Origin of the sequence: Janthinobacterium sp. J1-1 (assembly GCF_030944405.1) — a bacterium.
Lineage (GTDB): Bacteria > Pseudomonadota > Gammaproteobacteria > Burkholderiales > Burkholderiaceae_D > Janthinobacterium.
Genome location: NZ_CP132339.1, coordinates 2,904,757 through 2,925,167, shown reverse-complemented (window position 1 = coordinate 2,925,167; position 20,411 = coordinate 2,904,757). Strand labels below are relative to the sequence as shown.

The following is a 20,411-nucleotide window of genomic DNA, read 5'->3' as shown; positions in this document are numbered from 1 at the left end:
ATCGCGGCGCGGCTGTTTCAGTAATGAGTTCTTATCTACAAAGATGTCTTAAAGCATGCACCCTTCCGAGGTTTTATTCCAGGGCAAACGCCAGCCGCTGTTGCTCGCCGCTTGCGACCACTACGCCGGCTCTGAAAAGCTGATGCGTAAATCGATTGCTTTGCAACAAGAGCTTGGTCCTTTGTTCGACATCACGTTCGATTGCGAAGACGGCGCCAGCGCCGGCAATGAAGAAGCCCATGCGCAGATGGTGGCCGAACTGCTGGCCAGCGACGGCAACCAGTTCAACCGCATCGGCGTGCGCGTGCACGACGTCGACAGCCCGTTTTTCGCGCGCGACGTGGAAATCGTCTGCGCTGCCGCCCAGCGCATCGCGTATATCGCCGTGCCGAAAGTCAACAGCGTGCAGGACGCCATGCTGGCGATCGACCTGATCAACCTGCACGCGCGCCGCGCCGGCCGCGACAACCTGCCGGTGCACATCCTGATCGAGACCCACGGCGCGCTGCGCGACGCGTATGCGATCGCCGCCCTGCCCCAGGTCGAATGCCTGTCGTTCGGCATCATGGATTTTGTCTCGTCCCACTACGGCGCCGTGCCGGCCGCGGCCATGCGCACGCCGGGCCAGTTCACGCATCCGCTGGTGGTGCGCGCCAAGCTGGAAGTGGCAAGCGCCTGCCACGCCCATGGCAAGGTGCCGTCGCACAATGTGACCACCGACGTGCGCGATTCGGCCGTGGTGGCCAACGACGCCCAGCGCGCGACGGCCGAGTTCGGCTACACGCGCATGTGGAGCATCCACCCCGACCAGATCAAGCCCATCATCAAGGCCTTCACGCCCCGCCTGTCCGAGGTGAATGAAGCGAGCAATATCCTCAACGAGGCGCTGCGCGCCAATTGGGGACCGATCGCGCAGAATGGCCGCTTGCATGACCGCGCCAGCTACCGATATTATTGGACCGTTTTGCAACGCGCCAAGCTGGCGGGCCTGGGCCTGCCCGAGGCGGCCGCTGCATTACTGAATCCGCCCTCGACCAGCACCACCGAAAACTGACAGGAATACCACGATGTCCCTCTCCAAATTAGCCCTGGCCTGCAGCGTCGCGCTGGGCGCCATGACGCTGGCCCTGGCGCCGGCCAGCTACGCCGCCACCGACACCAAGGCTCCCGCCAAAGCCAAGACCGCCAAAGCCGTGAAGACCACCAAGGCCAAGGCGAAAGCGCCGGCCAAGGCCGTGAAACCGATCGCCATGCCGGCCGAGCCAAACGAGGAAGCCGACGAACCGGACACCACCGGCTCGGCCACCACCGAATTCAATTGCGAACTTGGCAATAAAATCACCATCTACAGCAATGCGACCGATGACTCGCATATCGCCCTGCGCTGGCAAAAGCGGCTGCACCGCCTGAGCCGGGTCGGCACCACCACCGGTGCCCACCGTTTTGAAAACCGCTTGTACGGACTGATCTGGATCGGCATCCCGGCCAAAGGCATGCTGCTCGATTCCAAGCAGAACCGCCAGCTGGCCAATGAATGCAAGGATGCGGAGCAGGCCAAACCGACGCTGGCGACCGAAGCGCCGGTATCGCTGGGGGTAGTCAAACCTGCCGGCGGCTGATGTACGCGGCAAGAGTCCCCGGCCGGGGACTCAGTCATGTTTTGTACCCTGAATAATCAATCAACAGACGATACCCAACAAGGAGAGGTCATGTCCCGCAACACTTTGAACACGCTCAAGGACTTTAATATTTCAGCCAGCAAAAAGGGACAGCTCTATTCCCTGCCAGCACTGGAAAAAAGCCTGGGCATTAATGTCTCGCGCCTGCCGGTGTCGATCCGCATCGTGCTTGAATCGGTGCTGCGCAACTGCGACGGCAAGAAGGTCACCGAAGAACACGTCAAGCAATTGGCGAGCTGGGGCCCGACCGCCGAGCGCACCGACGAGATTCCGTTCGTGGTGGCGCGCGTGGTACTGCAGGACTTCACCGGCGTGCCATTGCTGGCCGACCTGGCCGCGATGCGCAACGTGGCCGCCAAGATGGGTATCGACGCCAAGAAGATCGAGCCTCTGGTGCCGGTCGACCTGGTGGTCGACCACTCGGTGACCATCGATCACTACCGCGAAAAGAAAGCGCTGGACCTGAACATGAAGCTGGAATTTTCGCGCAATAACGAGCGCTACCAGTTCATGAAATGGGGCATGCAGGCCTTCGACACCTTCGGCGTGGTGCCGCCGGGCTTCGGCATCGTGCACCAGGTCAACCTGGAATACCTGGCGCGCGGCGTGCACAGCACCGGCAAGAAAGCCGGCGACGTGTACTATCCTGACACCCTGGTCGGCACCGACTCGCACACCACCATGATCAACGGCATCGGCGTGGTCGGCTGGGGCGTGGGCGGCATCGAGGCGGAAGCCGGCATGCTGGGCCAGCCAGTCTACTTCCTGACGCCGGACGTGATTGGCGTGAACCTGTCGGGCGCGCTGCGCGAAGGCTGCACCGCCACCGACCTGGTGCTGACGATTACCGAACTGCTGCGCAAAGAGAAAGTCGTCGGCAAGTTCGTCGAGTTCTTCGGCGAGGGCACCGAGTCGCTGACCCTGACCGACCGCGCCACGATCGCCAACATGGCACCGGAATACGGCGCCACCATGGGCTTCTTCCCGGTCGACGACGCCACCATCGACTACTTCAAGGGCACTGGTCGCAGCAAGGCTGAAATCGATGCCTTCCAGGGCTACTTCAAGGCGCAGAACCTGTACGGCGTGCCAAAAGCCGGCGAGATCGACTACACCCGCGTGGTGGAGCTGGACCTGGCATCGGTCGCCCCGTCGCTGGCCGGCCCGAAACGCCCGCAGGACCGTATCGAAATCGGCAACGTGAAAGCGAACTTCGCCGAACTGTTCGCCAAGCCGACCACCGAAAACGGCTTCAACAAGAATCCAAACGACCTGGCCGCCGTGTACGAAACCACCAACGGCGTGAAAGTGTCGAACGGCGACGTGCTGATCGCCGCGATCACCTCGTGCACCAACACCTCGAATCCGAGCGTGATGCTGGCCGCCGGCCTGCTGGCGAAAAAAGCCGTCGAAGCGGGCCTGAAAGTGGCGCCCCACATCAAGACCTCGCTGGCGCCCGGCTCGCGCGTCGTGACCGAATACCTGACCGCCGCCGGCCTGCTGCCCTACCTGGAAAAACTGGGCTTCGGCGTGACCGCCTATGGCTGCACCACCTGTATCGGCAATGCCGGCGACCTGACGCCGGAACTGAACGCGGCCATCGCCACCCACGATATCGTCGCTTCGGCCGTGTTGTCGGGCAACCGCAACTTCGAAGCCCGCATCCACCCGAACATCCGTTCGAACTTCCTGGCCTCGCCGCCGCTGGTGGTGGCCTACGCCATCGCCGGCAACATGACGCGCGACCTGATGACAGAACCGGTCGGCAAGGGCAAGGGCGGCAAGGATATCTACCTGGGCGACATCTGGCCAACCTCGGCCGAAGTGTCGGCCATGATGAAGTTCGCCATGAACGCCAAGGTGTTCAAGGACAACTACGCCGACGTCAAGGGCGCGCCAGGCAAGCTGTGGGAAAAAGTCACCACCGTGTCGGGCCAGGTCTACAACTGGCCGAAATCGACGTATATCGCGGAACCGCCGTTCTTCGACAATTTCTCGATGACGCCAGCGGCCGTGGCCACCGGCATCGAAGGCGCGCGCGCACTGGGCGTGTTCGGCGACTCGATCACCACCGACCACATCTCGCCAGCCGGCTCGATCCAGGAAAACGGCCCGGCCGGCAAATGGCTGAAGGAAAACGGCGTCCTGAAAGCGGACTTCAACTCCTACGGCTCACGCCGCGGCAACCATGAAATCATGATGCGCGGCACCTTTGCCAACGTGCGCATCAAGAACCGCATGATCCCTGCCAAGGCGGACGGCTCGGCGGTCGAAGGCGGCATCACGATCCACCAGCCTTCCGGCGAACAGATGTCGATCTACGACGCGGCCATGAAGTATGTGGCCGAAGGCACGCCGACCATGGTGTTCGGCGGCGAAGAGTACGGTACCGGCTCGTCGCGCGACTGGGCGGCCAAGGGCACCCAGCTGCTGGGCGTGAAAGCCGTGATCACCCGTTCGTTCGAACGCATCCACCGCTCGAACCTGGTCGGCATGGGCGTGTTGCCGCTGCAATTCATCGGCGACGACAGCGTGCAGACCCTGGGCATCACCGGCAAGGAAACGTTCGACCTGAAAGGCCTGGAAGGCGAGATCAAGCCGCAGCAACTGGCGACCCTGGTGATCCACCGCGCCGACGGCAGCTCGCAGGAAGTGGCCGTGCTGCTGCGTATCGACACCCCGATCGAAGTCGATTACTACAAGCACGGCGGCATCCTGCCATTCGTGCTGCGCCAATTGCTGGCCGAGTAATCGATACAGCGCCAGCGTAGTGAACAAAACGCCGGTCTCGACCGGCGTTTTTTTTCGCCTGTTTTATTCGCGCCAGGCTTGAAATTGCCGCAAGCGCCATGATCTGCATTCTGCTTGTGCATCCGTGTGGCCTTATCCTCTACAATACGGTTATAAGGGTTATCATTGTTTGACTGATCCATTTTTTTCACTTTCCGAGACTCTTATCCCGCTATGCGTCGTCCTTCCAAAGATTCATCCCATAAACTGACTGCCGACAGCCAGCGCCTGGTCACCTTTGCCCAGGCGATCGTCCAGGCAGCGAGCCGTCTCGAAGAGCGGTCCTGGGAACACAGCCTGGATACGCATCTCCAGAAGTTACTCAAGACCGGCCACCAGGACACCATCGACAACACGCTGGGCAACCTGTTCAAGGAAGACCTGAACGCCTATGACGTGCTGATGGACGGCGTCGAAGCCGTCAGCGAATCGACCGTCATCATCCATGAAGACGTGCGCTACGACGCGCTGCTCGTGGCCGTGCCTATCCTGGCCTGGACGCGCTTTTCGATCGCCTCCGGCCCGATGGCCGGCGACGCGCACGGCGTGCTGTCGGCGCACTTTGCCGCCCACTTGCTGGCCGACGGCACCAAAATGGCGATGGCGCCCACCCTCTATTCGATCGACCAATTGCCGCGCAGCCATGTCGAAACCTATGCCAAGACGCAAAAGCTGGCGCAGGCGGCCCTGAAAGGTTCGACCCTCAAGCCATCGACGAAAGAGCCGGAGACGGCGCCGTTCCTGGCCGATACGCGCTACCTGCTGGTGGCCGTGGTGGCCCCTGCCGGTGCGCCGCTGTTCCGCTGGCAGGTGCCGGCGGTGCAGAACGACTTCATCGCCGAACGCAGCGCGGCCCTGGACCAATGGCGCACCCAGGCCACGCCGACCATCGCCCGCCTGCTGCCCGGCTGCGGCCTGGAGCTGCTGCTGCCGGAAGCGTATTACGTGGCCTGCCGCGAAGCGGACAAGCTGATCCGTCCGGTCTCGGTGCGCGCCGCCGTGCACTACCTGACGCATACCCTGGCGATCGAGCCGTCGGAACTGCGCGCCGTGATCGCCGGCTTCGGCGAAGAGTCGGCCGACGGCCAGGTCGACGAATACCGGATCGCGTTCACCCTGCGCCAGGCGCCGGAAGTGATCTACGGCATCGTCTGGCCGCTGTACGGCCAGGAGGACGAGGACGGCACGCCGATCGAAGGCCTGATCCAGGTCGGCATCGCCGCGCTCGACAAGCAGAAGACGCCGGTCGATGAAATCATCGAGCACCTGAACGCGGCCGGCATCACGCAGATCAAGCGCCATGCCGAACGCTATGTGGGCGAATACTGCGACGACTGCGGCGCGCCGCTGTTTGCCGACCCGGTCGGCGAATTGGCGCATGCGGAAATGCCCGAGGATACGCCGCAGGGCACCGAGCACTTTCATTAATTGATGCAGGCGTAAAAAAGGCGGAACCGAGGTTCCGCCTTTTTGCATTTCAAGCCACTATCTGATGATCACCATTGCGAATACGGATGCCGTATCAGGTTGGCGTTGTAATAGCGCGCGTCATCCGACACTTCCACGCCGATCCAGTCCGGCTTTTCAAACGGCTGGTCTTCCGAGTGCAGCTCGATCTCGGCCACCACCAGGCCGGCATTCGCGCCCAGGAACTCGTCGACTTCCCACACCATGCCCGCATACATGATGCGGCGCCGGTATTTCTCGATCAGCGGCTGCTCGCACAGGCCGTCGAGCAGTTCCTTGGCGTCCGCCAGCGGAATCGGATACTCCCATTCGCCACGGCTGTTACCCACGTTCGCGCCCTTGATGGTCAGCATGGCGTGGTGTCCCTCGATGCGCACGCGCACCACGCGTTCGCGCGTCGACGACAGATAGCCCTGGCGCAGCAGTTCCGGGTCGGCCAGCTCGCGCCAGCCGTCATTGGCGAGCAGGAATTTACGTTCGATCTCGACGCCCATGATCACGTCCTCAATCGAGCGACAGCAGGATCGGCTGCAGCATGGCCGCGCCCAATGCCGCGCTGCGCGCGCCGTTCCAGCCCACGGCCGGGTCGGGCAGGTCGGCGTTTTCCTTGAACGGCATTTCCAGGGTCAGCGCCAGGCACTGGAAATGGTGGCCGATGTATTTCGACGCCAGGGTCAGCATGTCGGACTTGTACTTGCTGGCGGCATAGCCGAACTTGTCCTGGAAGTCGGGGCTGGCCTGCTTGTAGCGCTCGATGAAGGCCTGCTGGTGCGCCGCTTGCTCCGGCGTGAAGTTTTCCAGCATCTCGTTGCCGGCCACAAAGTTGTACGGCAGCGCTTCGTCGCCGTGGATGTCGAAGAACATGTCGACGCCCGTTTCGTGGATCTTGTTTTTCACGCACAGCACTTCCGGGCTGGACTCGAGCGACGGCGTCATCCATTCGCGGTTCAGGTTGGCGCCGGCCGCATTGGTGCGCAGGTTGCCGCGGATCGAACCATCGGGATTCATGTTCGGCACGATGTGGAACACGGCGCGCTGCAGCAACTTGCGCGCGATCGGGTTGGCGTCGTCCAGCAGCGAGTCGATCAGGCCTTCGACAAACCATTCGGCCATCGATTCACCTGGGTGCTGGCGGGCGATGATCCAGATTTTCTTTTCCGCCTGCGGGTTGCCGATGGTGACCAGGTTCATGTCGCGGCCATCGACCGTGCTGCCCAGGTCGGATACGCGCGCCAGCGGATGCTCGGCCACTTCGCCCAGCAGGCGCAGATGGCGTTCCCACGAGTACGGCTCGAAATAGGCGTAGTAGACGCTGTCGAGTTCCGGCGTATGCGTGATCGTCATGACCTGGCCGTCGAAGGCGGTCGGCACGCGGAACCAGTTTTCGCTGTCGTAGCTGGCCACGGCCTGGTAGCCCTCGTAGCCGGCCGGATACGTCGCCTGGCCGGCGTTCAGGAAGCGCAGGGTGCAGGCCTGGCCGCGCGCGCCTTGCAGGCGGAAGTGGAACCACTGGTGGATGTCGGCGTGGCTGTCCTTGCGCAACTTCAGGTCGATGGCGCCCGCGCTGGCGGCGTTCACCACCTCGATGGCGCCGGAGTCGAAGTTCTGGCTGATTTTAATGGTCATGTAACGATCCCGTAGAGATATAAAGGCGTTGTCAGTGCCACGGCGCGGTCTGCTGGAGCGCGCCGCAACGGCAAAAACGCAGTGTAAGCGATCCCGCCATTTTCCGCCCTTTGCCCCCATTCGCAAAGCCTGGCCGGCGATTTTTCGCACCATTCAGGGGCATTGTTGGCAAACTGCGTGGCCGGGCCGCAAAAAAACGGCCAGCAATGGCATCAACCGTATAAAAAAATGATTTGTAACAAGACTGGAAACATTCCAGGCCCATGCCGCGCCCTATAATTCCTTTTTTTAGTGATCATCAGGAAAGAGTGTGGATAAGAAGTTAAGCAATATCCAGGAAAGAAAACTGCGCGAAGCGCAGGCACGCCGCGAACATATCATCGCCGTGGTCAAGGACCTCATCAAGAAAGGCGGCGCGCGTGCCGTCTCGATCCGCAAGGTGGCGGAAGCGGCCGGTTTTTCCACCACCGTGGTGTACGCCCTGTTCCGCGACAAGGCCACCCTGATCGGTCAGGCCATGGACAAGGACTTGCTGGCCCTGGTGCACGCCATGCGCAGCGCCAGCGAAGCCGGCACCGGCACCTGGGAGCGCATAGGCCTGGTGGGGCGCGCCTATGTGCAGTACGGCCTGCGCCACCGCGACGAATACGCGCTGCTGTTCATGGAACTGCGCCCGCACGCCGCCATCGCCGCGGTGGAAGTCGAGCACGGCAATATCGAGCAGGACCCATACGCCTACGCGCTGCACCTGTTCGGCGAACTGGCGCACAGCGGCCAGGTCCGCGCGGGCGAGGCGGCGCTGCACGCGATGACGCAGATCTTCTGGCAGGCGCTGCACGGCCTGGTATCGCTGCGCATCGTGATGGACGAAGGCGATCCGTGGACGCCGCACATGGAACCGGGCCCGTACCTGGACGACTTGCTGGCGGTCGTCACGGAAGGCATACGGCTGCGCTTCCAGCCAGAGCTTCCCGTTTGACCCAGCGCAAGCCCGGCAAGTCGAAAAAGGCGGACATTGATCAAGTCGTATATATATTCCGGCGACTTTCCCCTCATCAAGGAGTGCGCCATGAGCGACACTTTTGCCAACGCACGGCTTGACAAACAACGCGCCAGCGACAACGATATCCGGATGGAGGCGCGCTTGACCAGAATGGAAACCGACCTACAACACGAGCAGATGATGCTGAAAACCACAGAGCAGCGCCCGAGCGACAAGCTGCTCGGCGTGCGCTCGGACTTTACCCAGCTGCGCGGCGAGCTGCGCACTGAAATCATCGAAGTGCGCGGCGAACTGTCGGCCATCCGCAAGGCCATGAACGCCCATTTCCTGTGGTTCATGGGCATACAGGCCACCACCACGTTCGCCCTGCTGGGCCTGGGCGCCCGGGCGTTGCGGATGTATTAATCGATCAATATTAATCGTTTAATATTAACCGTTTGACGCTTCGCGCATGGTCTGCGTTTCCTGGTAGCGCGCATGCCATGACAGCGCCTGCTCCAGGATATGCGGCGTATGACCACCACACTGGCAGGCCGCGTCGTAATACGCGCGCAGCTGGTCCCGGTAATCCGGATGCGTGCAGCGCGCGATGATCAGGGGCGCCCGTTCACGCGGCGCCAGGCCGCGCAGGTCGGCATAACCCCATTCCGTCACCAGCACATCGACATCGTGTTCCGTATGGTCCACATGCGAGACCATCGGCACCACGCTCGACACGCGCCCGCCCTTGGCGGCCGACTTGCTGACAAACATCGATACCTGCCCGTTGCGCGCAAAGTCGCCCGAGCCGCCGATGCCGTTCATCATGTGCGTGCCACACACATGGGTGGAGTTGACGTTGCCGTAGATATCGAACTCCAGCGCCGTGTTCAAGGCGATGATGCCGAGCCGGCGCACGATCTCGGGGTGGTTGCTGATCTCCTGCGGGCGCAGCACGATTTTTGACCGGTAATGGTCGATATTGTCCATCAGCTTTTGATGCACGGCGGCCGACAGGGTGATCGACGAAGCCGACGCAAACGCCAGCTGGCCCGAGTCCAGCAGTTCGATGGCGCTGTCCTGCAGTACTTCCGAATACATCGTCATGTTGCGGAAAGGCGAGCCGATCAGGCCATGCAGCACGGCGTTGGCAATCGTCCCGATGCCGGCCTGCAAGGGCAGCAGTTCCGGCCCCATGCGCCCGGCCGCCACTTCGCCTTGCAAAAAGGCGATCACATGGCCGGCGATCGCCTGGGTTTCCGCGTCCGGCGGCAAGGCGTTCGACGGGCTGTCCGGGCTGTCGGTGATGACGATGGCGGCGATGCGGGCGGGATCGATGGCGATCGCCGTGCCGCCCAGGCGCTGGTCGACCCGGGTCAGCGGAATCGGCTCGCGGCCCGGCAGGGTCTGTGGAATATAAATGTCGTGCAAGCCTTCCAGCGCCAGCGGCGTCGACAGGTTGATCTCGATGATCACCTGCGTCGCTTGCTGGGCGAACGCGGCGGAATTACCGACCGACATGGTCGGAATGATGGCACCAAAGGCCGTGATCGCGGTCGCCTCGATGACGGCGATATCGACGGCGGCCAGGTTGCCCGAACGCAGCTGCTCGGCCGTTTCCGACAGATGCTGGTCGATGAACATCACCTCGCCCTGGTTGATCTTGCCGCGCAAGACCGGGTCGACCTGGAACGGCATGCGGCGTGCCAGCACGCCGGCCTCGGCCATCAGGCCGTCGCTGCCGTTGCCCAGCGAGGCGCCGGTAATCAAGGTCAGGCTAAATGGTTCCTGGCGGGCGCGCTCGGCCAGTGCGCGCGGCAGGGCCTTGGCGTCGCCGGCACGGGTAAAGCCGCTCATGCCGACACGCATGCCGCTCTGGAACAAGGTGGCTGCCTGGTCGGCGCTCATGATTTTATCGAGCAAGCCCGGGTGGCGTATGCGATCCTGATACATCGAAAGACTCCTGGTTATTCTTGAAATACATGGCGGTCATACATGCGCGCCATAAGTGGCTTCAGTATAAAATCCGGGATACATGGATAGCATGAATTAATAGCGATATATCCAGTCGCAATTTTCATGCTTTGACGAAGCGATACTTATCTTGGATATTCGTTCCCTGCGCTATTTCGTGGAAACCGTACGCCTGTCGAGCTTTACGCAGGCGGCCGAATCGCTGCACCTGACGCAATCGACCATCAGCAAGATGGTGCGCCAGCTCGAAGACGAGGTCGGTGCCCAGCTGCTGGTGCGCGACGGGCGCAAGCTGAGCCTGACCGACACCGGCCGCATCGTCTACCAGCACGGCCAGCAGATGCTGGCCAGCATGCGCCAGCTGACCCTGGAAGTGCGCGACACGCAGGCGCTGGCGCGCGGCAGCCTGACTGTCGGTATCCCGCCGATGATCAATGTCCTGTTCACGCCCGTGCTGAAAGCGTTTCGCACGCGCCATCCGCAGATCAGCCTGACCCTGCAGGAAGACACGGGCCAGCAGATCGAGCGCAAGGTGGCGGCCGGCGAACTGGAGATCGGCATGACGGTGCTGCCGGCCGACCCCGAGCTGGACCTGGTGACGGTGCGGATCGCCAGCTATCCGATCTGGGCGCTGGCCGAGCCGGACACCTTCCAGCAGCAGCGCACCACCCTGCCGTTCAAGGCGCTGGCCGACTTGCCGCTGGTGTTATTGAAGGATGATTTTGCCCTGACGCGCAGCCTGCGCCAGCATTTTGCGCAGGCCGGTTTCGAGCCGGCCATCGCCGCCCAGAGCGGCCAGTGGGACTGGCTGGTCGCCATGGCTTCCGCCGGCCTCGGCGTGGCGCTGCTGCCCGAACCGTTCATCCACCGCCTGGCTGGTGTACCGCTGGCGGCGGTGCGCATCGTCGAGCCGGAGCTGGCGTGGCAGGTGGCGCATATCTGGAACGGGCGTTACCTGTCGCACGCGGCGCGCGCCTGGCTGGCCGTATGCCAGGATGTGCTGGGCACGCGGTTCGCGCCCTGAATGCAAAAAAGGTGGCCGAGGCCACCTTTCTTTTTTCCAGCGACCGCGCGTTATTTCACAGCTGCGTCATCGTTGTACATGCTGGCGTATTTCCAGCCGAAGTACAGGATGAAGGTGTAGCACAGGGCCGGCACGATGAACGACAGTTGCAAGTTCATGTGGTCGGCCAGGAAACCCTGGATGAACGGCACGATGGCGCCGCCGACGATGGCCATGCACAGGATGCCCGAACCCTGGCCGGTTTGCGCGCCCAGCTTGTTCAGCGCCATGCTGAAGATGGTCGGGAACATGATGGAATTGAACAGGCCGACGGCGATCAGGGCCCACATGGCGGTGTGGCCGGTGCCGAACACGGCGACCAGGATCAGCGCGATCACGATGGCGGCGTTGAAGGCCAGGGTCTTGCCCGGGCTGACATAGCGCATCACGGCAAAACCGACGAAACGGCCGACCATCGCGCCACCCCAGTAGTAGCTGACGAAATGCGCGGCGTCGGCCGGCGTCAGGCCGGCGATATGGCTCTCGCCCAGGAAGTTGATCAGGAAGCTGCCGATGCTCACTTCGCCGCCCACGTACAGGAAGATGGCCAGCGCGCCCAGCACCAGGTGGCGGTGCGACCAGATCGAGACCTTGTGGCCGTCGCTCGACAGCTTGACGTCATCGTCCGCATGCGAAATCGTCGGCAGCTTGGCCAGCGCAAACAGCACCGCCAGCACCACCAGGGTGGCGGCCAGCGCCAGGTACGGCCCCTGCACGGCGGCCGCTTCCTTGGCGCGGTAGGCCAGTTGCTCGGCGGCCGGCAGCAGGTCGAACTGCTGCACCGTCAATACCGTGCCCGACAGGATCAAAATGCCGCCCAGGGTCGGCGCCACCGTGGTGCCGAGCGAGTTGAACGCTTGCGTCAGGGTCAGGCGGCTCGACGCCGTTTGCGGGTCGCCCAGTTCGGTCACATACGGATTGGCCGCCACCTGCAGCACCGTGATGCCGGCCGCCAGGATGAAGAAGGCCAGCAGGAACAGCGCGTAGCTGCCGGTCGAGGCCGGATAGAACATGGCGCAGCCGGCGGCCGCGATCAGCAGGCCGGCGACGACGCCGCGCTGGTAGCCGATGCGCTTGATCAGCGCGCCGGCCGGCATGGAAACGATGGCATAGGCGCCAAAGAAACAGAATTGCACCAGCATCGCCTGCACATAGGTCAGCGTGTAGATCGAGCGCAAGTGGGGAATCAGCACATCATTCAACGATGTCAGCAGTCCCCACATGAAAAACAGCACCGTGACAATGATCAGGGCGCCTGTATTGTTTTGCGCGCCAGCCTGCGTGGCGCGCGCGCCCTGGCCTTGCTTTACATATTCCATACCTTCTCCATTTTCAATTCCAAGAGTTGTGTTGTCTTGCCTTATATCTGTCATGCACCGCACAGCGGGTCAGGCAGCGTCGAGGTCTGAAAACAACATCAGCCAGCCTTCAAGTGTCGTAGTAATACTACTTCAGTATGGGCGCATTATGCCCGAAAGCCCCGGATTGCGCAGCTTTCACCACCATTATTCGATAATTGAATAGCTGACATTTGAAATCGAAAGTGTACTTATAACTTGAAAGGACTATACTTATGTTGCGGTGCAGCAGTTGCTACACCCCAACTAACCGGAGCCTGCCATGTCGACCACATTCATGTACCACAGCACCCCATCGAACAACATCGTTGCCACCCTGACCAGCATCGTCAAAGGCATCACCACCTTCCTGTCGCAAGGTCCTGACCACCGCGAACGCGCTTACGAAGAAGCCTACCTGGCCGAATCGACCGACCGCTACGACCTGGAATACCGCATGCGTGAACTGTCGCGCGCCCACCCGCAGCCTAGCTGGATGAGCGGCCTGGGTCGTTAAGCAACACCGCAGCACCTGGTTGTACGCATATCCGCAACAAAGTCAGCAAGACCCTTGTCCACGCCTTGCGCGTCCGCGACAATACCGATAGCACCATCCTGCTCGCCTTTGGCTTGAGCCCGGGATGGGCTGCAGGGCAATATTGCAACAGTTACGATGTTGCAACGCATCATGGCATTTATCGCTGCGAAGTCGAATTTTTGCTAGTTTTACTACGAGATTCTACTTAGGTACTACTGTGTCCACCATGACCGTCGTCAGCCATCACCATCCTCTTGTCCTGCGCATGGAAGCGGAACTGCTGCCGCTGTTCCAGGCTGCCTTGCCGTCGCTGGCGCAGGCGTCACCTCAGGTACTCGCGTCCGTGTTTGCCTTTTCCACCGGGTCGCAAGGCGCTTTTCTTGAATACCGCTTCGGCATCTCGTGCCTGCTGGACGCCGTGCCGGACCACCAGCCCGATGAGCTGGCGCTGCTGGTGACCGTGTCGGGACTGGACGGCGATGCAAGCGTTGCTGCCGAGGTGCGCTGGGGCCCGCCGTCCGGGCATTGCGAAGCGCAGGCCGCATTGGCGGAAGCGTCCATGCCGGCGCTGCACGCAGCCTTGCCGGCCTTGCTGGCGGCGCTGCGGCAGGCGCTGGAGCGGGGCCGGCCAGCCGATGAGGCACGCCCCGCGTAGTGCTTCGAAACAACAAATGTGATTTTCCGCATCACAACTTAATTGACTTTCACTACGCGGCGGCCCTATCCTTTCAGTGACGTTTGGTGAGAATTCAGCTTGCCCGACCATCGGCCCTTGCGGCCGCCATCCGCTCTTTCAAGCACGCCCACGCTGCCAGGGATACGCCATCATGCAACTCTCCTTAAACAGCAAGATCTGCGTCGCCGCCACCGCGCTGGCCATCTTCAGCCTCGGCATCACTGCCGCCGTGATCGGTTTCAAAAGCAGCGCCAACGCCGAGGCCGCCTCCATGGCCCTGGCCCGCACCACGGCGCGCGAAGTGTCGAGCACCTTGCAGGCGCGCATCAGCGGCAACCTGTCCGCCGTCACCAGCCTGGCCGGCGCCATGCGCGGCACGCGCGGTGCCAGCCTGGCGCTGCAGCGCGAACAGATCAACGAACTCAGCAAGGCAACCCTGGCCAGCTCGGAAGACCTGATCGGCGTGACCGTCACCTGGGAGCCGAACGCGCTCGACGGCAAGGATGCCGAGTTTGCAGGACAAGCTCCCCTGTACGACGCCAGTGGCCGCTTCATGCCCTACTGGACCCGTGGCGCCGGCGGCAAGATGCAGGCCGAACCCATCGTGTTCGACCCGAAGCCGGGCGCCAATGACTGGTATGACGTGCCCAAGCGCAGCGGCAAGCCCGTCTTCACCGAGCCGTATCTGTATCCGGTCGACGGCAAGAGCGTGCTGATGGCCTCGCTGGTGGCGCCGATCATGATCGACGGTTTCCAGGGCGCGGCCAGCGCCGACTTCATGCTGACCCGCCTGACGACCATCCTGGCCGGACTGAAAGTGATCGAAGGCGGCCAGCTGGCATTGATCTCCAACGGCGGCCTGTATGCCAGCCACCCCTTGCCGGCCCGCCTGGGCAAGCCGGCCGACGATGTGCCGGCCGCCGGCCTGGACAAGGTGCGCCAGGGCCAGCCCTACGAATATGAAGACGGTAACGGCATCATCCACCTGCTGCAACCCCTGCTGATCCACCCGGAGATCGCGCCGTGGAGCGTCGAGCTGAGCTTTCCGAAGAGCGTCGCCACCGCGCCGGCGCGCGAGCTGATCACCTATACCCTGATCGTCGCCCTGCTGTGCGCGGCCGCCACGGCCGGCATCCTGATTCTCACTGTCAACCGCCTGACCCGTCCGCTGCGCCGGCTGGGCGCGACCATGACCGACCTGTCCAGCGGCGACGCCGACCTGCGGGTCAAGCTCGACGTCAAGGGCACCGACGAGCTGGCCGTGATCGGCCAGGGCTTCAATCAGTTCGTTGAAAAAATCCACGCCGTGCTGCTGCAGGTGCAGGCCAGCGCCGACAACGTGGCCCGTTCCAGCGCCGAGATCGCGCAGGGCAATAACGACCTGTCGGCACGCACCGAACAGCAGGCCAGTTCCCTGGAAGAAACCGCCGCCTCGGTCGAGGAGCTGACCGGCACCGTCAAGGAAAACGCCGAGCATGCGCGCCAGGCGAATCAGCTGGCCGCCACCGCTTCGCAAGTGGCGCAGCAAAGCGGCGTGGTGGTCGGCAAGGTGATCGCCACCATGACTTCGATCAATGACTCGTCGAACAAGATCGTCGACATCATCAGCGTGATCGACGGCATCGCCTTCCAGACCAATATCCTGGCCCTGAACGCGGCCGTGGAAGCGGCGCGCGCCGGCGAGCAGGGCCGTGGCTTCGCGGTGGTCGCCACCGAAGTGCGCAGTCTGGCCCAGCGCAGCGCCGCGGCGGCGAAGGAAATCAAGCTGCTGATCGACGATTCGGTCGACAAGGTGGCGGCCGGCAGCAAGCTGGTCGATGAAGCGGGCGCTACCATGGAGCAAGTGGTCGACAGCGTGCGCAAGGTGACCGCCATCATGGCCGACATCAGCGTCGCCACCAGCGAGCAAAGCGACGGCATCGCCCAGGTCAACCAGGCGCTGGCGCAAATGGACGGCGTGACGCAGCAGAATGCGGCGCTGGTCGAAGAAGCGGCGGCGGCGGCCGAAAGCCTGCAGGACCAGGCGCACCACCTGGCCGACGTGGTCGGCGTGTTCAAGCTTGGTGAACAGTTGCGCCAGCCGGCGCCAGCGTCAACCGCCGCGCCGCGCGTGGCACAGCCGATAAAGACACAAAAGGCGGCGCCAGCACCGGCCAAACGCCTGGCCGCCGCAAAACCTGCCAGTGCCAAGGCGCCGCCGGGCGATGATTGGGAAGCGTTCTGAGGCACACGCACAAGCCTGGATAGTTTTGGTTAGTTTCAACAAAGAAATATTTCATATAATCCAAGCGCGCCGGTGTTCCGGCGCCAGACAACAATCAAAGGAAAACATGAAAAAGACGCTGACCATCCTGGTTTCCTCGACACTGCTGGCCGCTTGCGGCGGCGGTTCTTCCAGTCCCGACACCGGGACCGGGACCGGCACAGTGACCGCCCCTCTTTCCGTCTATGCGGGCACCTGGCAAGCGCCATGCGACGATCATGAACTCGATAGCGTGACCTTGTCGGCCAAAGCCGACGGCACGCTGGAAGTGGTCACCAAGGCCGAGTATTTCGTCGCGTCGAACTGCAGCGGCACACCGCTTGCCACGCAAACCACATCGGCCAATGCCAGCATCACCTTCACGGGCTCGGCCGATTCGCCGATCAAGCTCACCACCAGCGGCGCGACCACCACCGTCAAGCTCGACAAGGTCAATGTCGCCATCCCATCGTACAAGACCCTGATTACCGGCAGCGCCGTGCAATACCTGACCGAACTGGGCCAGGCAAAATGGTGCATCAACTTCAGTTCGTCGTCGCGCAGCTGCATCCTGGACACCGGCACGGAACCGGCTTCGGCGACATCGGGTGCCATGTATATCAATGGCAACACGCTGTATCTGCTGTCGCTGGCAAATGGCACCTGGGTGCCGGACGAAATCTACACGCGCAAATAATCAGCGGCCGGGCTGGACGGGAAGCCGGCAAACATGCCTCTGTTTGCCGGCGACTGTGCAGGATCGTACATACATTGCAAAAATACAAAGCTAACCTGTTCCAAAAACAGGAGCTTGCAATGTCTGCTACCCCCCATTCCATCGCACCACCCGATGCCTTCAGCGCCGAAGCGCTGGCCGCCCTGCTGCCCGCCCACGCTGAACCGCCCCTGGAACAATTGCAGCGCCTGATAGCCACCGGGCTCGATCGATTGCCGCTCCCTGGCCACGGCGCCACCCTGCAGCGCTGGCAGGCGCTGGCGGCAATTGCGGCAGTCGATTTGTCCCTGCTCAAATTGTATGAAGGCCATACCGACGCGCTGGCCATCCTGGCTGAAATTGACGGCGCCGGCGAGGCGCCCGGCAGCAGCTGGGGCGTCTGGTGCGCGGAAATGCCGGGCGCGCGCGTCAAGCTGCACCAGGGCGCCAATGGCCACTGGCAGCTCGATGGCCGCAAGGCCTGGTGCTCGGGCGCGGCCGGCCTCAGCCACGCCCTGGTCAGCTGCTGGAATGAGGCCGGCGAGGCCTGCCTGGCGTCGGTGGCGTTAAACCAGGCTGGCGTCACCGTCACGCAAGAGGGCTGGCAGGCGGTCGGCATGGCCGGCAGCGCCAGCGTCGACGTGCTGTTTTCCGCCGCCCATGCCACCCCGGTCGGCGCACCGGGCGCCTACCTGGCGCGGCCCGGCTTCTGGCATGGCGGCGCCGGCATCGCGGCCGGCTGGTATGGCGCCGCCTGCGCCGTGGCCGGCTACCTGCATGCGCGCGCCGGGCATGCCACGCCCGACCCGGTGCGCCTGGCGCAACTGGGGCGGATCGACTGCGCGCTGCGCGCCGCCGGCGCCCTGCTGCGCGAAGGCGCGCGCGAGATCGACCAGCATCCCCAGCGCGACGCGATGGAACTGGCGCTGCGCCTGCGCCTGGCCGTCGAAGACTGCGCCACCCTGGTGCTGCAATTGACCACGCGCGCGCTGGGCGCCGGCCCGCTGTGCCGCGATGCGCACTTTGCCCGCCTGGCAAGCGACCTGCCGGTCTTCCTGCGCCAGAGCCATGCCGAGCGCGACCAGGCTACCCTCGGCGGCATTGTCGCCGGCGCCGCCGACCATCCGTGGGGGCTGTGACATGCGCATGCTGATGATTCCCGAGCAAGAGCGCCAGATCGAAGGCGCAGGCACGCCGGACGCCGACTGGCAGGCCTGGCCCGGCCTGGCCGCCCTGCCGCCCGTCACGGCGCGCGAACTGGTGCCGGGCAGTGCGCGCGCGGTGGTGGTTGCGCCCCACCCCGACGATGAAATCCTCGCCTGTGGCGGCCTGCTGCAGCTGCTGGCGCAACAAGGCAGCGAGGTGCTGCTGGTGGCCGTCACCGACGGCGGCGCCAGCCATCCCGGTTCCAGCCTGTGGCCGAAAGAGCGTTTGAGCCGCGTGCGCCCCGATGAATCGGTGCAGGCCGCTACCGCGCTGGGCATCACGCCAGCGTGGCTGCGCCTGCACCTGCCCGACGGCGGCGTCAGCGCGCGCGAAGCCCACCTGGGCGCCATGCTGCGCGAAATCCTGCGCCCTGGCGACACCGTGCTGACCACCTGGCGCTTCGATGGCCACCCCGACCATGAAGCCTGCGGGCGCGCCTGTGCCGCCGCGGCGCCGGCCTGCGGCGCGCTGCTGGTGGAAATGCCGGTCTGGACCTGGCACTGGGCCGTGCCCGGCGACGCGCGCGTGCCCTGGCAGCGCGCGCGCCGCCTGCTCTTGCCCGGCGATCTGCTGCGGCGCAAGCGCGACGCCGTGCGCTGCTTTGCCAGCCAGATCGAGGCCGACGCTTCCACCGGCCAGCCGGCCATCCTTGCCCCACATGCCCTGCAACGCCTGCTGCACCCTAGCGAGGTCTACTTCCGATGAACCTGACATCACCCACCGGCGACGCGCGCGGCGCCTATTTTGAACAGCTGTACCAGGACGATGCCGATCCATGGCGCGTGCGCCAGCGCTGGTACGAAGCGCGCAAGCGCGCGCTGCTGCTGGCCTGCCTGCCGCAACAGCGCTACCGCAACGCCTATGAACCGGGCTGCGGCAACGGCGAACTGACGCTCGAACTGGCGCGCCGCTGCGAGCGCCTGCTGGCGGCCGATTTTTCCGCCGAAGCGTTGCAGCTGGCGCGGCAAAGACTGGCCGACGCGCGGCAGGAAGACAACGTCACCCTCGAGCGCCACCGCCTGCCGCAGGACTGGCCGCGCACCACCAAGGGGGTGGAAAAATTCGACCTGATCGTCATCAGCGAGATCGCCTATTACCTGTCGGCCGACGAGCTGGCGCAGGTGGTCGAGCACAGCGTGGCCGGCCTGGCGCCGGGCGGCAGCATCGTCCTGTGCCACTGGCGCGCGCCATTTGCGCAGCGCATCCTGTCGACCGTGCGCGTGCACGACGCCTTCCAGCATGCGCCTGGCCTGCACTGCCTGGTGCGTCACGAAGAAGCCGATTTCCTGCTCGGCGTGTGGTCCAACGATGAGCGCTCGGTGGCGCAGAAAGAAGGTTTCGCATGATCGGCGTCGTGGTTCCCGTACATAATGAAGAAGCCTGCCTGGCCGCCTGCCTGGAAGCACTGACCAGGGCCGCCACCTGCGCCCAGCTCTGTGGCGAAGCGGTCTGCATCGTCATCGTGCTCGACGCCTGCAGCGACCGCTCGCAGCGCATCGTGCTCGCGCACGCCATGCAGGCCGACGCGCGCTGGCGCCTGGACTGCATCGCCGTCGAGGCGCGCAACGTGGGCGCCGCGCGCGCCGCCGGCGCCAGCCTGCTACTCGAACGCGGCGCGCGCTGGCTGGCGTTCACCGACGCCGACACCTGCGTCGCGCCCGACTGGCTGTGCATGCAACTGACGCAGAAAGCCGACGCCGTCTGCGGCACCATCGCCGTCGACGACTGGTCGCCGCATGCGGATCACGCGAGCGCGCTGCGCGAGCATTTTGCCCGCACCTATACCGATTGCGACGGCCACCGCCATATCCACGGCGCCAACTTCGGCGTCTGCGCCAAGGCTTATTTGCGCGCCGGCGGCTTCGCGCCGCTGGCCTGCAGCGAAGACGTGGCCCTGGTCGCCGCCCTGCAGGCCAGCGGCGCCCGCATCGCCTGGAGCGCCGCGCCGCGCGTGACCACCAGCGCCCGCCGCGACGCCAAGGCCAGGGGCGGCTTTGGCGATACCCTGTTGCAGGTGGTGGGGGCGATGGGGGTGGCGGAAGTGATCGAAGGACTGGTGGCGTCGACGGTGGCGATGCCGGCACCGACGCTCAGTGCGTAAGACGCGGCATATCGA

The 20,411-nt window shown here is 63.9% G+C and carries 19 protein-coding genes; 15 read left to right on the top strand and 4 right to left on the bottom strand.

Going from position 1 to position 20,411, the window contains the following annotated elements:
* Nucleotides 1-55 precede the first annotated feature (55 nt).
* The 4 genes from Q8L25_RS13250 (at nt 56) to Q8L25_RS13235 (ending at nt 5,897) form a co-directional block, all read left to right on the top strand.
* The gene (locus tag Q8L25_RS13250; RefSeq protein ID WP_308925266.1) at nt 56-1,054 is read left to right on the top strand and encodes an aldolase/citrate lyase family protein; all 999 of its coding nucleotides are present in this window, start codon (nt 56-58) and stop codon (nt 1,052-1,054) included.
* 13 nt (nt 1,055-1,067) lie between these two features.
* Nucleotides 1,068-1,619 (top strand): hypothetical protein, encoded by a 552-nt coding sequence (locus Q8L25_RS13245; protein WP_308925265.1) that lies wholly within the window; start codon nt 1,068-1,070, stop codon nt 1,617-1,619.
* 90 nt (nt 1,620-1,709) lie between these two features.
* Entirely contained in the window at nt 1,710-4,430 is a 2,721-nt protein-coding gene (acnA, locus tag Q8L25_RS13240) for an aconitate hydratase AcnA (RefSeq protein ID WP_308925264.1), read from the top strand.
* Between the two features lie 213 nt (nt 4,431-4,643).
* Nucleotides 4,644-5,897 carry a DUF2863 family protein gene (locus Q8L25_RS13235; RefSeq protein WP_308925263.1) on the top strand — a complete coding sequence of 418 codons (1,254 nt, stop codon included), beginning with the start codon at nt 4,644-4,646 and terminating at the stop codon, nt 5,895-5,897.
* A 68-nt stretch (nt 5,898-5,965) separates the two neighbouring features.
* On the opposite strand, the gene Q8L25_RS13230 is transcribed toward Q8L25_RS13235, so the two are convergent.
* Together Q8L25_RS13230 and Q8L25_RS13225 are read right to left on the bottom strand one after the other, a co-directional pair.
* Nucleotides 5,966-6,430 carry a CYTH domain-containing protein gene (locus tag Q8L25_RS13230; RefSeq protein ID WP_308925262.1) on the bottom strand — a complete coding sequence of 155 codons (465 nt, stop codon included), beginning with the start codon at nt 6,428-6,430 and terminating at the stop codon, nt 5,966-5,968.
* A gap of 10 nt (nt 6,431-6,440) precedes the next feature.
* Complete coding sequence (locus tag Q8L25_RS13225; RefSeq protein WP_308925261.1) at nt 6,441-7,562, bottom strand: M14-type cytosolic carboxypeptidase; 1,122 nt, start codon at nt 7,560-7,562, stop codon at nt 6,441-6,443.
* A 310-nt stretch (nt 7,563-7,872) separates the two neighbouring features.
* Between Q8L25_RS13225 and Q8L25_RS13220 the strand changes: the two genes are divergently transcribed.
* The gene (locus Q8L25_RS13220; RefSeq protein ID WP_308925260.1) at nt 7,873-8,541 is read left to right on the top strand and encodes a TetR/AcrR family transcriptional regulator; all 669 of its coding nucleotides are present in this window, start codon (nt 7,873-7,875) and stop codon (nt 8,539-8,541) included.
* Between the two features lie 90 nt (nt 8,542-8,631).
* Nucleotides 8,632-8,970 carry a hypothetical protein gene (locus Q8L25_RS13215; RefSeq protein WP_308925259.1) on the top strand — a complete coding sequence of 113 codons (339 nt, stop codon included), beginning with the start codon at nt 8,632-8,634 and terminating at the stop codon, nt 8,968-8,970.
* 24 nt (nt 8,971-8,994) lie between these two features.
* Here Q8L25_RS13215 and Q8L25_RS13210 read toward each other — a convergent pair whose 3' ends face one another.
* A complete protein-coding gene (locus Q8L25_RS13210) occupies nt 8,995-10,497 on the bottom strand; it encodes an acetyl-CoA hydrolase/transferase family protein (RefSeq protein ID WP_308925258.1) in 1,503 nt (500 codons plus the stop codon).
* A gap of 151 nt (nt 10,498-10,648) precedes the next feature.
* Here Q8L25_RS13210 and Q8L25_RS13205 point away from each other — a divergent pair, with 151 nt between their 5' ends.
* On the top strand, nt 10,649-11,542 hold the full coding sequence (locus Q8L25_RS13205) for a LysR substrate-binding domain-containing protein (protein WP_308925257.1): 894 nt from the start codon (nt 10,649-10,651) through the stop codon (nt 11,540-11,542).
* 50 nt (nt 11,543-11,592) lie between these two features.
* Here the strand turns inward: Q8L25_RS13205 and fucP are convergent, their stop codons facing one another.
* The gene (fucP, locus tag Q8L25_RS13200; protein ID WP_308925256.1) at nt 11,593-12,900 is read right to left on the bottom strand and encodes an L-fucose:H+ symporter permease; all 1,308 of its coding nucleotides are present in this window, start codon (nt 12,898-12,900) and stop codon (nt 11,593-11,595) included.
* A 301-nt stretch (nt 12,901-13,201) separates the two neighbouring features.
* On the opposite strand from fucP, the gene Q8L25_RS13195 reads away from it, so the two are divergent.
* From Q8L25_RS13195 to Q8L25_RS13160, 8 genes are all read left to right on the top strand, one after another.
* Nucleotides 13,202-13,435, top strand: a complete 234-nt coding sequence (locus Q8L25_RS13195) for a DUF3563 family protein (RefSeq protein ID WP_374694268.1) — start codon at nt 13,202-13,204, stop codon at nt 13,433-13,435.
* Between the two features lie 238 nt (nt 13,436-13,673).
* On the top strand, nt 13,674-14,111 hold the full coding sequence (locus tag Q8L25_RS13190) for a hypothetical protein (RefSeq protein ID WP_308925255.1): 438 nt from the start codon (nt 13,674-13,676) through the stop codon (nt 14,109-14,111).
* Between the two features lie 172 nt (nt 14,112-14,283).
* Complete coding sequence (locus Q8L25_RS13185) at nt 14,284-16,356, top strand: methyl-accepting chemotaxis protein (RefSeq protein WP_308925254.1); 2,073 nt, start codon at nt 14,284-14,286, stop codon at nt 16,354-16,356.
* Nucleotides 16,357-16,462: 106 nt separating this feature from the next.
* Entirely contained in the window at nt 16,463-17,071 is a 609-nt protein-coding gene (locus tag Q8L25_RS13180; RefSeq protein ID WP_308925253.1) for a hypothetical protein, read from the top strand.
* 119 nt (nt 17,072-17,190) lie between these two features.
* Entirely contained in the window at nt 17,191-18,228 is a 1,038-nt protein-coding gene (locus Q8L25_RS13175) for an acyl-CoA dehydrogenase (protein WP_308925252.1), read from the top strand.
* A 1-nt stretch (nt 18,229) separates the two neighbouring features.
* Entirely contained in the window at nt 18,230-19,000 is a 771-nt protein-coding gene (locus Q8L25_RS13170; protein WP_308925251.1) for a PIG-L family deacetylase, read from the top strand.
* On the top strand, nt 18,997-19,641 hold the full coding sequence (locus Q8L25_RS13165; RefSeq protein ID WP_308925250.1) for a class I SAM-dependent methyltransferase: 645 nt from the start codon (nt 18,997-18,999) through the stop codon (nt 19,639-19,641). Before Q8L25_RS13170 ends, Q8L25_RS13165 begins: the two co-directional genes overlap by 4 nt.
* Complete coding sequence (locus Q8L25_RS13160) at nt 19,638-20,396, top strand: glycosyltransferase (RefSeq protein WP_308925249.1); 759 nt, start codon at nt 19,638-19,640, stop codon at nt 20,394-20,396. The genes Q8L25_RS13165 and Q8L25_RS13160 overlap by 4 nt, the downstream gene beginning before the upstream one ends.
* Nucleotides 20,397-20,411 lie beyond the last annotated feature (15 nt).

Bases quoted from the DNA above. Each gene is read 5' to 3' on its own strand.
- acnA (WP_308925264.1), top strand. From the start codon at position 1,710: ATGTCCCGCAACACTTTGAACACGCTCAAGGACTTTAATATTTCAGCC.
- Q8L25_RS13250 (WP_308925266.1), top strand. From the start codon at position 56: ATGCACCCTTCCGAGGTTTTATTCCAGGGCAAACGCCAGCCGCTGTTG.
- Q8L25_RS13175 (WP_308925252.1), top strand. From the start codon at position 17,191: ATGTCTGCTACCCCCCATTCCATCGCACCACCCGATGCCTTCAGCGCC.
- Q8L25_RS13215 (WP_308925259.1), top strand. From the start codon at position 8,632: ATGAGCGACACTTTTGCCAACGCACGGCTTGACAAACAACGCGCCAGC.
- Q8L25_RS13185 (WP_308925254.1), top strand. From the start codon at position 14,284: ATGCAACTCTCCTTAAACAGCAAGATCTGCGTCGCCGCCACCGCGCTG.
- Q8L25_RS13235 (WP_308925263.1), top strand. From the start codon at position 4,644: ATGCGTCGTCCTTCCAAAGATTCATCCCATAAACTGACTGCCGACAGC.
- Q8L25_RS13245 (WP_308925265.1), top strand. From the start codon at position 1,068: ATGTCCCTCTCCAAATTAGCCCTGGCCTGCAGCGTCGCGCTGGGCGCC.
- Q8L25_RS13170 (WP_308925251.1), top strand. From the start codon at position 18,230: ATGCGCATGCTGATGATTCCCGAGCAAGAGCGCCAGATCGAAGGCGCA.
- Q8L25_RS13210 (WP_308925258.1), bottom strand. From the start codon at position 10,497: ATGTATCAGGATCGCATACGCCACCCGGGCTTGCTCGATAAAATCATG.
- Q8L25_RS13225 (WP_308925261.1), bottom strand. From the start codon at position 7,562: ATGACCATTAAAATCAGCCAGAACTTCGACTCCGGCGCCATCGAGGTG.
- Q8L25_RS13165 (WP_308925250.1), top strand. From the start codon at position 18,997: ATGAACCTGACATCACCCACCGGCGACGCGCGCGGCGCCTATTTTGAA.
- Q8L25_RS13180 (WP_308925253.1), top strand. From the start codon at position 16,463: ATGAAAAAGACGCTGACCATCCTGGTTTCCTCGACACTGCTGGCCGCT.
- Q8L25_RS13160 (WP_308925249.1), top strand. From the start codon at position 19,638: ATGATCGGCGTCGTGGTTCCCGTACATAATGAAGAAGCCTGCCTGGCC.
- Q8L25_RS13230 (WP_308925262.1), bottom strand. From the start codon at position 6,430: ATGGGCGTCGAGATCGAACGTAAATTCCTGCTCGCCAATGACGGCTGG.
- Q8L25_RS13195 (WP_374694268.1), top strand. From the start codon at position 13,202: ATGTCGACCACATTCATGTACCACAGCACCCCATCGAACAACATCGTT.
- fucP (WP_308925256.1), bottom strand. From the start codon at position 12,900: ATGGAATATGTAAAGCAAGGCCAGGGCGCGCGCGCCACGCAGGCTGGC.